Genomic DNA, 12,535 nt, shown 5'->3' with positions numbered 1-12,535 from the left:
CTAGAGGCTTGTAGGCAACGCGCGCGTTCAGTAACGCGACACATCAGAATTTGGAAATGGCACGCACTCGGTTTCGTCTGCGGCCTATAACCCGATAAGCGGGGATTGTATACTCGGCAGTTCTCGAATTCATGGGCCAACGGGCTTCACCAATGACACAGCCAGACGTGAAAACCTTCCAGGGCCTGATTCTGGCCCTGCAGCAATACTGGGCCGAACAGGGTTGCATCATCCTGCAACCATTGGATATGGAGGTTGGCGCGGGGACTTTCCACCCGGCGACCTTCCTGCGCTCCATCGGTCCTGAAACCTGGAACGCTGCCTACGTGCAGCCTTCCCGCCGTCCCACCGACGGCCGCTACGGCGAAAACCCCAATCGCCTGCAGCACTATTATCAGTTCCAGGTGGTGATGAAGCCGTCACCGGCCAACCTGCAGGAGCTCTATCTGGGCTCGCTGGAGCGTCTGGGCATCGACCCGCTGGTCCACGACATCCGTTTCGTCGAGGACAACTGGGAATCTCCGACGCTGGGCGCCTGGGGCCTCGGCTGGGAAATGTGGCTCAACGGCATGGAAGTGACCCAGTTCACCTACTTCCAGCAGGCAGGCGGCATCGAATGCTTCCCGGTCACCGGCGAGCTGACCTACGGCCTCGAGCGCATCGCGATGTACCTGCAGGACGTGGACAGCGTCTACGACCTGATCTGGACCACCGCGCCGGACGGCTCCGTCGTGACCTATGGCGACGTCTTCCTGCAGAACGAGAAGGAGCAATCGGCCTACAACTTCGAGCACGCTGCCGTGCCGGAGCTGTTCGCTGCCTTCGATCACTGCGAGAGCGAGTGCCAGAAGCTGCTGACCGCCAACCTGCCGCTGCCGGCCTACGAGCAGGTACTGAAGGCATCACATACCTTCAACCTGCTGGATGCGCGTCACGCCATCTCCGTCACCGAGCGTCAGCGCTACATCCTGCGCGTGCGCACTCTCGCCCGTGATGTGGCCCACGCCTATTACGATTCGCGCAAGGCCGCCGGCTTCCCGCTGGCCCCGCAAGCGCTGCGTGATGAGCTGCTCGCCGCCGATGACACCACTACCGAGGGAGACGCGTAAGCATGGCCTCCGTGAATACCCTGCTGATCGAACTGGGCTGCGAAGAACTGCCGCCGGGCGCCATCGACGCACTCGCTGACAGCCTCGCCAACGGCCTCGCCGATGGCCTGCGCGACGCCGAAGTCGCCTTCGGTCAGGTACGTGCCTACGCCACACCGCGTCGTCTGGCGGTGATGATCGAATCCCTGGCCGAGCGCCAGCCGGATCGCGAGATCGAGAAGCGCGGGCCGGCCAAGGCCGCCGCCTTCAAGGATGGCGAACCGACCCGTGCGGTGCAGGGCTTCGCCCGCTCCTGCGGTGTCGAAGTCAGTGATCTGATCGAGCTGGAAACCGACAAGGGCACCTGGCTCGGCTATCGTCACACCCAGCCGGGCGAGCATCTCTCCGCCCTGCTGCCGGCCATGCTGGAGCAGGTCGTGGCTCGCCTGCCGGTGCCGAAGAACATGCGCTGGGGTGCCTCACGCATCGAGTTCTCGCGTCCGGTGCATTGGCTGGTCGCGCTCTACGGCAGCGAAGTGATCGAGGCCAGCGTGCTCGGCCTCGACTCCGGTCGCACCACCTTCGGCCACCGCTTCCATGCGCCGCAGGCCATCACGCTGGCGCACGCCGAGGACTATCTCGACGCGCTGGAAGATGCCCGCGTGCTGGCCAACCGTGAGGTGCGCCGTGAGCGTATCCGCGAACAGGTCCAGGCCGAGGCGGAAGTCTATGGTGCCAACGCCGTCATCGAGGAAGCCCTGCTCAACGAGGTCAACGGCCTCGTGGAATGGCCGGTGGCACTGACAGGCACCTTCGACGAGCGCTTCCTGGAAGTGCCGGCGGAGTGTCTGATCTCCTCCATGAAGGCCAACCAGAAGTACTTCCACCTGCTGGACAACGACGGCAAGCTCAAGCCGGCCTTCATCACCGTCTCCAATATCGAGAGCAAGGACCCACAACAGGTCATCTCCGGTAACGAGAAGGTGATTCGTCCGCGTCTGGGCGATGCCGCCTTCTTCTACGAGACCGACCTGCGCAGCACGCTGGAATCGCGTCGCGAGAAGCTCGAGAGCGTCGTCTTCCAGCAGAAGCTGGGCAGCATGGCCGAGAAGGCCCGTCGCAGCGAAGCCGTGGCACGCCACATCGCGGAACGCATCGGTGCCGATGTCGACCACGCCGCACGTGCCGCACAGCTGGCCAAGACCGACCTGGTCACCGAGATGGTGCTGGAATTCCCGGAACTGCAGGGCATCATGGGCCACTACTACGCCCGTCACGATGGCGAAGATGCCACCGTCGCTCTCGCGCTGGAAGAACAGTATCTGCCGCGCTTCGCCGGCGATGCGATCCCCACGACCAAGGCCGGCATGGCGATTGCCCTGGCCGACCGTCTCGACACCCTGACCGGCATCTTCGGCATCGGTCAGCGTCCGACCGGCGCCAAGGACCCGTTCGCACTGCGTCGCGCCACCATCGGGGTGCTCAACATCCTGATCAAGGGTGAGCTGGACCTCGACCTGCGCGAGCTGCTGACCGTCAGCGCCAAGCAGCATCGTGATCTGCCCAAGGCCGAAGGACTGGTCGAGGACGTGCTCGAGTACATGCTCGATCGCTTCCGCGCCTGGGCCAGCGATGAAGGCATGGGTGCCGAACTGTACCTGGCCGTGCGTACCCTGAAGATCAGCAATCCGCTGGACTTCGCGCGTCGTCTGCGTGCCGTGCACGCCTTCGGCGAACGCCCGGAGGCCGCTGCTCTGGCTGCAGCCAACAAGCGCGTCTCCAACATCCTCGCCAAGGCCGAGCACGATGGTCGCACCGAGGTGGATGCGAGCCTGTTGAGCGAGCCGGCCGAGCAGGCACTGGCAGAGGCCCTGACGGCACGTGGCGCGGAAGTGGCACCGCTGTTCGCCGCGGCGCGCTACCAGGAGGCCCTCGATGCACTGGCCAGCCTGCGCGAGCCGGTCGATGCCTTCTTCGATCAGGTGATGGTCAACGCCGACGATGCCGCCGTGCGCGCCAATCGTCTGGCGATGCTGGCCAGTCTGCAAGGCCTGTTCATGGGTGTGGCCGACATCAGTCTGCTGACCCAATAAGAACTGCCGATCCACGCTGTCCCTGACATCGGTAACGCGCAGTCTCTGCAAAAGAACCCCGCCACGGCGGGGTTCTTTTGCATCCGGGGTCCCGAAATGCCGTGTTGCGTGACAGGATTTCACGCAACACGGCAGCGATGTCACAATTTCTGCCTTGATCCCCTACCTAGGTCGCACTAGTATTCCAGTATAGAAACAGTGTTCGAAAAGCGCGGCAGCCTGTCGCACCACGCACTTCGACCACTCGGCGCCATTTGCCCATCCCCACGTGCGAGCGTCATCTTGTGACTCGGCTCACAATTTTCCAGGCAAAGCGGCGACCCCTGACAAGCAGCCCGGCTGACGCCCCTGACTGCCCTGAAGTGAAGAGTTGACCATGCAAAAACTGATCGTGCTCGACCGTGATGGTGTCATCAATGAAGACTCCGATGCCTTCGTCAAGAACGCCGAGGAGTGGATCGAATACCCCACTTCCATCCAGGCCATTGCCCGTCTGACCCGCGCTGGCTATACCGTGGCCGTGGCGACCAATCAGTCCGGAATCGCCCGTGGCCATTTCGGCCACCGCGAACTCGACCAGATGCACACCAAGATGATGCAGCTGGTGAAGGAAGCCGGTGGCGATATCGCTCACATTGCCTACTGCCCGCATGGCCCGGACGACGGCTGCGATTGCCGCAAGCCGGAACCCGGTCTGCTCCACCAGATCCAGGATGCCCTGCAGATTCCCGACTTCGAAGGTGCCTGGATGCTGGGCGACAGCCTGCGTGACCTCATCGCGGGCCAGAAGGCCGGCTGTCGCGCCGCGCTGGTGATGACCGGCAAGGGCCAGAAGACGCTGGCAGATGGCGAGGGGCTCAAGGACGTGCTGGTAGTGGCCAACCTGGCCGACTTCACCAACCGCCTGCTCGATGGTGAGCTCAATCACCCCATGTCGGATGGTGAGCCGGGAAAGTCCCAGCGCCGCTGCGTCAGCTGTGAAGCCGCTGCCGAAAGCTATCTGTGAGGCGCGCCGGCCCTGCGATAACCCTGCGCACGGCGCGCTTGCCTCTCTAATCAGTAGCGGCGATATGCTACCCTTCAGACATGAATCCGGGCGGGCGACTGCCTGCCTGTCTCACTTCCTCATGCTGGAGGCTTCACATGCCACTGCTGGATAGCTTCACTGTCGATCACACCATCATGAAGGCGCCTGCCGTGCGCGTGGCCAAGAAGATGGGCACCCCGAAAGGCGACAACATCACCGTCTTCGACCTGCGCTTCTGCGTGCCGAATGAAGAGATTCTCTCCGAGAAAGGCATTCACACCCTCGAGCACCTGTTCGCCGGCTTCATGCGCGAGCACCTCAACGGTGATGACGTCGAGATCATCGATATCTCACCGATGGGTTGCCGTACCGGTTTCTACATGAGCCTGATCGGTGAACCGGAAGAAGCTCGCGTGGCCGCTGCCTGGTCTGCTGCCATGCAGGACGTGCTCAACGTGGCGCGTCAGGAGGAGATTCCGGAGCTCAACGTCTATCAGTGCGGCACCGCACAGATGCACTCTCTGGAAGAAGCCAAGCAGATCGCCAGCAACATCCTGTCCCGCGATATCGGCGTCAACCGCAATGACGAGCTGAAGCTGGATGAAGGCTTCCTCAATCAGGCGCACTAAGCCTTGAGGCAGCAAGCCTTGAGACATCGAGCCTTGAGGCACGGGGCTTGATCAGCCTGTCGAGTGCGCCGAGCACTTGAACGAAAAAGCCCGCTATCTGACCGGATCAGATAGCGGGCTTTTTTCATGACGTGACATCCGAGCGAGTGTAGCCAATGCCAGATTCCAGCAGCCATGCCTTTGATTTCACAACCTTCCTGGCAGACAAGGAAGCGTGGTCAGCGCCGAATGAACTCGTCCCCTACCGCTGCCGCGATGACAGCAGCCTGGGCTGTCGCCATTATCCCGCAGCAGGCATGTCAGGGAGCCGCTCACACCTAATCCTGCTGCATGGCTCCAGCGCTGACAGCCGTTATCTCGCATCGCTGGCAACGCGCCTGGCTGAGGCTGGTCATCATGTGCATACGCCGGACTTGCGCGGCCACGGCCCAGCCCCGCAGCGACGTGGCGACATCGACCACCTGCTCCAGCTCGAGGAAGACCTCGAGGACCTGATCCTGTCGCTCGAGCTACCAGCCGATGCCAGAGTCATTGTCGCTGGCCACTCTGCCGGAGGCGGCCTGGCACTGCGCTTCTCGGCCGCTGCCTGTCAGCGCCAGCGTGCCGATATTCCGCTCCACGGCGTGATATTGCTGGCGCCGTACCTGCATCATCTCGCGCCCAACATGCGCCGTGATTCACGCTGGGCACAGCCACGCATCGCGCGAATGCTGGCCTGCGCGCTGCTGAATCGGCTCGGCATCCATCGCCTGGATCATATTGAGGTCCTTGGCTTCAATATCCCGCCAGAGTACCGCGATGCACATACCACCGACGCCTACTCGTGGCGCTTGATGACGGGCCTCAATCCTCGCGACTATCAAAGTGACCTCAAGGCGCTCGCCCATCATCAGCTGCCAGTGCTGGCGCTGATCGGCGAGCATGACGAGGCGTTTCATGCCGAGCGACTTGCTCAATGTCTGCAACCCCACCACCCCGCGGCGCAGGTGGAAGTCCTCGAGACAATTGATCACCTGGGGCTTGCGACGTCCTCCATCACGGCAGAGCGAATCACCGCCTGGCTGACCAAGCAACGCACCGATCAGGGCGGCACGCCCGGCTGAGACGACACCCTCAGCCGTGACCGAGCCCTACTCCTCGCTGTTATCCTTGCCCCTGATTGCGGCAACACGCACATGCAAAAACGGCCCCTGATCGAAGATCAGGGGCCGTTTTTCTAGCCCGGCTTGGCAAGACATCTGCCAAGCGCTAGCTCAACGCCATCAGACGTCGAGGTTGGCCACCAGCGCGAAGCGCTCGATGAAGTCACGGCGCGGTTCGACTTCATCACCCATCAAGGTGTTGAACATCTGATCGGCACCGATCGCATCCTCGACGGTCACACGCAGCATGCGACGGGACTCCGGATCCATGGTGGTTTCCCACAACTGATCCGGGTTCATCTCGCCCAGCCCCTTGTAGCGCTGGATGCTGAAGCCACGTGCCGCTTCCTTCATCAGCCAGTCGAGGGCTTCGTAGAAGGTGACGACTTCCTTCTTGCGCTCACCGCGCGAGACGTAGCTGCCAGCTTCCAGCAGGCCTTCCAGCATGTTGCCCAGCTCACTCATCTCGCGGTAGTCGGCGGACTTGAAGAAGTCGACATCCCACAGGTAATCGCTGCTGACACCATGTGCCGTCAGCGTCACCGCCGGCAGATAGAGATTGCGCTCGCCGTCGTGGCTGAGAGTGAAGCTGTAGTGCGGGCCGCCCTCATAGGCAATCAGGTCATCCATTTCCTTCTGGAGACCGTCGATCCAGCCTTGCACCTGAGACTGGTCCGCGAGAGCGGCCTCATCCAGATGCGGAGCGTGCACGATCTTGCGCAGCACGGCAGACGGATAGACGCGCGCCAGACGATCGATGCGCTTCATCACGCCACGATACTGGTTGACCAGCGCTTCCAGCTGAGCGCCGGCGATACCCGGGGCATCAGCGTTGACGTGCAGCTTGCCGCCGTCAAGCGCCGTGGCGGTCAGATAGTCCTGCAGCGCCTGCTCGTCCTTCAGATACTGCTCATGCTTGCCACGCTTGATCTTGTAGAGCGGCGGCTGGGCAATGAAGATATGACCGCGCTCGATCAGCTCCGGCATCTGACGGAAGAAGAAGGTCAGCAGCAGCGTACGGATGTGCGAACCATCGACGTCGGCATCCGTCATGATGATGACGGAGTGATAGCGCAGCTTGTCGGGGTTGAACTCTTCACGACCGATACCGCAACCCAGCGCGGTGATCAGCGTGCCAACCTCGGCAGACGACAGCATCTTGTCGAAGCGCGCCTTCTCGACGTTGAGGATCTTGCCCTTCAGCGGCAGGATCGCCTGGGTACGACGATCACGCCCCTGCTTGGCGGAGCCACCAGCGGAATCACCCTCGACCAGGTACAGTTCAGAGAGACTCGGGTCCTTCTCCTGACAGTCAGCCAGCTTGCCCGGCAGACCTGCGATATCCAGGGCGCCCTTGCGACGCGTCATATCACGCGCCTTGCGTGCGGCTTCACGCGCCCGCGCCGCATCCAGCATCTTGTTGACGATGCCCTTGGCTTCGTTGGGCTTCTCGATCAGATACTCGGAGAACAGACGGCCCATTTCCTGCTCGACGGCTGTCTTGACCTCGGACGATACCAGCTTGTCCTTGGTCTGCGAGGAGAACTTCGGGTCCGGTACCTTGACCGAGATGATCGCGGTCAGACCTTCACGGGCATCATCCCCGGTCGTACCGACCTTGGATTTCTTGAGCAGACCTTCCGCCTCAATATAGCTATTGAGCGTACGCGTCAGTGCCGCACGGAAGCCGGCCAGGTGAGTCCCGCCATCGCGCTGAGGAATATTGTTGGTGTAGCAGAAGATATTCTCGGCGAAGCCTTCATTCCACTGCATCGCCACTTCGACGGCAATGCCATCCTCGCGCTCCATCTCGAAATGAAACACCGGATTCAAGGGCGCCTTGTTGGTGTTGATATGGTCAACAAACGCCTTGAGGCCACCTTCGTAATGGAACAGCTCTTCCTTGCCGCTGCGCTCGTCAATCAGACGGATGGCGACACCGGAGTTCAGGAAGGACAGCTCGCGCAGACGCTTGGCCAGAATCTCGTAGTGGAATTCGATATTGGCAAAGGTCAGCGGGGAAGGCTTGAAGCGCACCAGGGTACCGGTCTTCTCGGTCTGGCCCACGATGCCCAGCGGCGACTGCGGCTCGCCATGGCGATAGATCTGCTCGTGGACATTGCCCTGACGCCAGATGGTCAGTTTGAGCTCTTCGGATAGCGCGTTGACGACCGAGACACCCACACCGTGCAGACCGCCGGAGACCTTGTAGGAGTTGTCATCGAACTTACCGCCTGCGTGCAGCACGGTCATGATGACTTCCGCTGCGCTGACGCCTTCCTCTTCATGGATCTCGGTCGGCACACCACGACCGTTGTCGCTGACGGAAACTGACTCGTCGGCATGGATAACGACCCGGACTTCGCTACAGTGACCGGCCAGCGCCTCGTCGATGGAGTTATCCACCAGCTCGAACACCATATGATGCAGCCCCGTGCCGTCATCGGTATCACCGATATACATGCCGGGGCGCTTGCGTACGGCATCCAGGCCCTTGAGGACCTTGATGCTTGATGAGTCGTAAGCCTGTTCGCTCATTGGCTTCTCCGTCGTGAAATCATTCCGTGTGCAGTCGCCCGTGTTCCACGTGAAACATCCTGACATCAGTGTTCGGCAACCATACCCGATCCAATGTTTCGGGTTCGACGCAGGTCACGAAGACCTGGCACTCGAGGCCTGCCAACAGCTGGCAGAACAGACGGCGATGCTCGCCATCCAGTTCCGCCGGCAGATCGTCGATCAGGTAGACACAGGTACGTCCGTTCATTTCTTCGAGCAAGCGACCCTGAGCCAGCTTGAGAGCGCTGACCACCAGCTTCTGCTGGCCGCGAGACAACACCTCGACTGCAGGGCGTCGCCCCAGGCGAATACGCAAGTCGGCGCGTTGTGGGCCAGTCTGGGTAAAGCCCATATGGCTATCACTGTCGCGCCCTGCTGCCAGCACGTCGCCCAGAGGGCGCTTGGCATCCCAACCGCGCTGATAGCGCAGAGTCAGCTCGGGTAAATCAATCAGCTCGGCAAGCGTGGCTTGAAACAGAGGCGCCAGCGCCTGCATATATTCCATGCGCAGGGCATCAAGACGCTCGCTCCAGTGAGCAAACTCTCGATCCCAGACGTTAAGTGCCTGAACGTCCATCTTACCATGCCTGAGCAGTGCGTTCCGATGTTTGAGCGCCCGACGCACACGGCGCCAGACGTCGAAGAAGTCGTGTTTCACGTGAAACACACCCCAATCGAGGAACTCACGTCGGGCAGAGGGCGACCCCTCCAGCAACCGGAAGGCATCCGGATTGATCAGCTGCAACGGCAAGGCCTGAGCCAGCTGGGCGACTCGCTCTACCTTCTCGCCATCCAGCCGCATCTCCAGCCCATCTGCAGCCTGATCACGCCTTACCCCCAGGGGGCGCGGTGGATCGCCTGCCAAGCGGCCAAACAGCGTCATTCCCGCCGTGTCATGCGCAATGGCATGCTTGAGCTTGTGCGTGCGGAAAGAGCGCGCCAGCCCCAGCACATGGATACCTTCCAGCAGGCTCGACTTGCCACTGCCATTGGCACCACTGACCAGATTCACCCCTTTTCCCGGCGCCATATCGACTGTCGCCAGGTTGCGCAGATTCTGGAATTGAAGTCGTTCAAGCGCCATGACGGCCTCATTCGATAGAGAAATAGAGCCATGGCCGCCTTCGGGGCTCAAATACGACAACACCCGCCATTCAGGAGTGAAAATGGCGGGTGTTGTCGAGGCTCATTCTGCGATTGCGCGCGTCAATCGCGCCACAATTACGATTCAAGGTACTGATTTAAATAGCAATTACGATATTACAGACGCATCGGCATCACTACGTAACGCGCATCGCCACCACCCGGCTCTTCCAACAGCGCCGAGCTGTTGGCATCGGAAAGCGTCAGCTGTACGCGATCGGCATCCAGCACTCCCAGCACATCGATCAGGTAACCGACATTGAAGCCGATCTCGAGGCCAGCCCCTTGATAATCAAGGGCAATATTCTCTTCAGCCTCTTCCTGCTCGGGGTTGTTGGCCAGCACACGCAGGTTGCCGGCCTCCAGATAGAGGCGCACGCCACGGTACTTCTCGTTGGAGAGGATCGCGGTGCGCGACAGTACCTGACGCAGCTCGGCACGCTCGGCCACGATGACCTTGTCACCGCCACGCGGGACAACGCGCTCGTAATCCGGGAACTTGCCGTCCACCAGCTTGGAGGTGAAGGTGAAGTCGCCGGTCTGGGCACGCACGTGCGTCCCGCTGACCGTCAATGTCATCAGCTCGTTGCTGCCGTCGAGCAGGCGCGTCAGCTCAAGGATACCCTTGCGCGGAATGATCAGCTTCTGCGCTTCCGGCACGCTGATGTCAGCGGCCTGCTCGCAGACGGCCAGGCGGTGACCATCGGTCGCCACGGTACGCACCAGGTTGCTGGTCAGTTCCAGCAGCATGCCGTTGAGGTAATACCGGACATCCTGTTGCGCCATCGCGAAGGAGGTCGCGTCGATCAGATGCTTGAGGGTGCCGCGCGGCAGGCTGACGGTGATATCGCCCTGACCATCATCGATGTTCGGGAACTCGGCCACCGGCAAGGTCGACAGGGTGAAGCGTGAACGGCCGCTGCGCAGAATGGCACGCCCTTCTTCCAGCGCGAGAATGATCTCGCTGCCTTCGGGCAGTGACTTGCAGATATCCATCAGCTTGCGCGCCGGCACCGTCGCGGAACCCGGCTCATCGACACGGCTGGGCTCGACGCGCCCGATCAGCTCGACCTCAAGGTCAGTCCCGGTCAGCGACAGCTGCTGATCGGACACTTCAAGCAGCACATTGGACAGCACCGGCAGTGTCTGACGACGCTCGACGACACCCGCCACCAGGGACAGCGGGCGCAGCAGGGCTTCACGCGAAATGGCAAATTTCATGGAGACTCCACTCTCTGGAAACGGGGCAATGCTCGCTGACAGGCAGCGCGCACGCAAAAGAAATTCGGGGCCGCGACAGGCAAGCCCGGAGCACAGCAGGCCGATAGCGTGATTGTCGCCAACCCGACCTGCCGCTGCAATTCGATCAGCTGGTCAACAGACGCAGCAGATTCTTGTAGTCCTCGCGGATATCGGCGTTCTCTTCACGCAGCGAGGCCACCTTGCGACAGGCATGCAGCACCGTGGTGTGGTCTCGCCCACCGAAGGCATCGCCGATTTCCGGCAGGCTGTGGTTGGTCAGCTCCTTGGCGAGCGCCATCGCGACCTGACGCGGACGGGCGACGGAGCGCGAGCGGCGCTTGGAGTGAAGATCGGAAATCTTGATCTTGTAGTACTCGGCCACGGTGCGCTGGATATTGTCCACACCCACCTGCTTGTCCTGCAGTGCCAGCAGGTCCTTCAGGGATTCACGGATGAAGTCCTGATTGATCGCGCGCCCCATGAAGTGGGAGTCGGCGATGACCTTCTTCAAGGCACCCTCGAGCTCGCGCACGTTGGAGCGGATCTTCTGCGCGATGAAGAAGGCGGCATCGTGAGGCAGATCGACCTTGGCCTGATCGGCCTTCTTCATCAGGATCGCGACGCGCGTCTCGAGCTCCGGCGGCTCGATGGCGACGGTCAGCCCCCAGCCGAAGCGTGACTTGAGACGCTCCTCGACCCCATTGATCTCCTTCGGATAGCGGTCCGAGGTCAGGATCATCTGCTGACCACCCTCGAGCAACGCATTGAAGGTGTGGAAGAACTCCTCCTGGGAACGCTCCTTGCCAGCGAAGAACTGGATGTCATCGATCAGCAGCGCATCCACCGAACGGTAGAAACGCTTGAAGTCATTGATGGCATTGAGCTGCAGCGCCTTGACCATGTCCGCCACGAAGCGCTCGGAATGCAGGTAGACCACCTTGGCATTCTCGCCGCCCTGCTTGGCCAGATGATTGCCCACCGCGTGCATCAGGTGGGTCTTGCCCAGACCCACGCCGCCATACAGGAACAGCGGGTTGTAGGCGCCGCCGGGATTCTCGGAGACCTGACGCGAGGCCGCGCGGGCCAGCTGGTTGGACTTGCCTTCGACAAAGGTTTCGAAGGTGAAGTTCGGATTCAGGCCACTGGAATGCTTGAGGCTACCTTCTACCTGCACCTGGCGCGTGTTGCGACGCGGTGCCTGTTCCCGGGCGCCATCGCCGGCCATCTCACGCTCTTCCGCGAAATTGCCCCGCGGCGGCGTATGCACGGAAGGGGCACGCGGGCTCGGCATCTGGCCCGGCGCTTGCGCCTGGGCAGATACCGGCGACGCAGCCGCGCCTTCCGGACGCGGGTTCGAGACGGTCCGGCGGCTACCGACGCTCAGCTCGACCTTGGGCGGCTTGCCCGGTGCCAGCTCACGCAGCAGCTCGTGAATTCGTTTGAGGTACTTGTCATTGACCCAATCACGCACGAAGCGGTTGGGGGCGAGCAGGCACAGCTCTCCGCTGTCGCCTTCCTCAGCCTGCAGGGGACGAACCCAGGTATTGAACTGCTGTGAATTCAGCTCGTCTTGCAGGGCGTCAAGACATTGTTGCCAAAGTGCGAGCGACAC

9 protein-coding genes are annotated in these 12,535 nt (G+C 61.6%); 5 read left to right on the top strand and 4 right to left on the bottom strand.

Features of this window, described 5'->3' with window-relative positions; genetic code table 11:
- Positions 1 to 152 precede the first annotated feature (152 nt).
- The 5 genes from glyQ to LCW13_RS00025 all read left to right on the top strand — a co-directional run bounded on the left by glyQ (position 153) and on the right by LCW13_RS00025 (position 5,940).
- Complete coding sequence (gene glyQ / locus LCW13_RS00045; RefSeq protein ID WP_107335756.1) at positions 153 to 1,109, top strand: glycine--tRNA ligase subunit alpha; 957 nt, start codon at positions 153 to 155, stop codon at positions 1,107 to 1,109.
- Between the two features lie 2 nt (positions 1,110 to 1,111).
- Positions 1,112 to 3,181, top strand: coding sequence for a glycine--tRNA ligase subunit beta (glyS, locus tag LCW13_RS00040; RefSeq protein ID WP_153635000.1), 2,070 nt, complete (start codon positions 1,112 to 1,114; stop codon positions 3,179 to 3,181).
- A gap of 376 nt (positions 3,182 to 3,557) precedes the next feature.
- On the top strand, positions 3,558 to 4,187 hold the full coding sequence (gene gmhB, locus LCW13_RS00035) for a D-glycero-beta-D-manno-heptose 1,7-bisphosphate 7-phosphatase (protein WP_153634999.1): 630 nt from the start codon (positions 3,558 to 3,560) through the stop codon (positions 4,185 to 4,187).
- 137 nt (positions 4,188 to 4,324) lie between these two features.
- On the top strand, positions 4,325 to 4,837 hold the full coding sequence (gene luxS / locus LCW13_RS00030) for an S-ribosylhomocysteine lyase (RefSeq protein ID WP_043331647.1): 513 nt from the start codon (positions 4,325 to 4,327) through the stop codon (positions 4,835 to 4,837).
- A gap of 155 nt (positions 4,838 to 4,992) precedes the next feature.
- Positions 4,993 to 5,940 (top strand): alpha/beta hydrolase, encoded by a 948-nt coding sequence (locus tag LCW13_RS00025; protein WP_153634998.1) that lies wholly within the window; start codon positions 4,993 to 4,995, stop codon positions 5,938 to 5,940.
- A gap of 159 nt (positions 5,941 to 6,099) precedes the next feature.
- On the opposite strand, the gene gyrB is transcribed toward LCW13_RS00025, so the two are convergent.
- The 4 genes from gyrB to dnaA all read right to left on the bottom strand — a co-directional run bounded on the left by gyrB (position 6,100) and on the right by dnaA (position 12,535).
- On the bottom strand, positions 6,100 to 8,517 hold the full coding sequence (gene gyrB / locus LCW13_RS00020) for a DNA topoisomerase (ATP-hydrolyzing) subunit B (RefSeq protein WP_153634997.1): 2,418 nt from the start codon (positions 8,515 to 8,517) through the stop codon (positions 6,100 to 6,102).
- Positions 8,518 to 8,536: 19 nt separating this feature from the next.
- A complete protein-coding gene (recF, locus tag LCW13_RS00015; protein WP_153636738.1) occupies positions 8,537 to 9,622 on the bottom strand; it encodes a DNA replication/repair protein RecF in 1,086 nt (361 codons plus the stop codon).
- Positions 9,623 to 9,798: 176 nt separating this feature from the next.
- Entirely contained in the window at positions 9,799 to 10,902 is a 1,104-nt protein-coding gene (gene dnaN, locus LCW13_RS00010; RefSeq protein ID WP_043331653.1) for a DNA polymerase III subunit beta, read from the bottom strand.
- Between the two features lie 145 nt (positions 10,903 to 11,047).
- Entirely contained in the window at positions 11,048 to 12,535 is a 1,488-nt protein-coding gene (gene dnaA / locus LCW13_RS00005) for a chromosomal replication initiator protein DnaA (protein ID WP_043331654.1), read from the bottom strand.

The sequence above is a fragment of the Cobetia amphilecti genome (assembly GCF_020217465.1).
Classification (GTDB): Bacteria; Pseudomonadota; Gammaproteobacteria; order Pseudomonadales; family Halomonadaceae; genus Cobetia; species Cobetia amphilecti.
This window is presented reverse-complemented; position numbering and strand designations above follow the sequence as displayed.

Coding starts and splice junctions, on each gene's coding strand:
- luxS (WP_043331647.1), top strand. CDS start 4,325: ATGCCACTGCTGGATAGCTTCACTGTCGATCACACCATCATGAAGGCG.
- gmhB (WP_153634999.1), top strand. CDS start 3,558: ATGCAAAAACTGATCGTGCTCGACCGTGATGGTGTCATCAATGAAGAC.
- gyrB (WP_153634997.1), bottom strand. CDS start 8,517: ATGAGCGAACAGGCTTACGACTCATCAAGCATCAAGGTCCTCAAGGGC.
- glyS (WP_153635000.1), top strand. CDS start 1,112: ATGGCCTCCGTGAATACCCTGCTGATCGAACTGGGCTGCGAAGAACTG.
- LCW13_RS00025 (WP_153634998.1), top strand. CDS start 4,993: ATGCCAGATTCCAGCAGCCATGCCTTTGATTTCACAACCTTCCTGGCA.
- glyQ (WP_107335756.1), top strand. CDS start 153: ATGACACAGCCAGACGTGAAAACCTTCCAGGGCCTGATTCTGGCCCTG.
- dnaN (WP_043331653.1), bottom strand. CDS start 10,902: ATGAAATTTGCCATTTCGCGTGAAGCCCTGCTGCGCCCGCTGTCCCTG.
- recF (WP_153636738.1), bottom strand. CDS start 9,622: ATGGCGCTTGAACGACTTCAATTCCAGAATCTGCGCAACCTGGCGACA.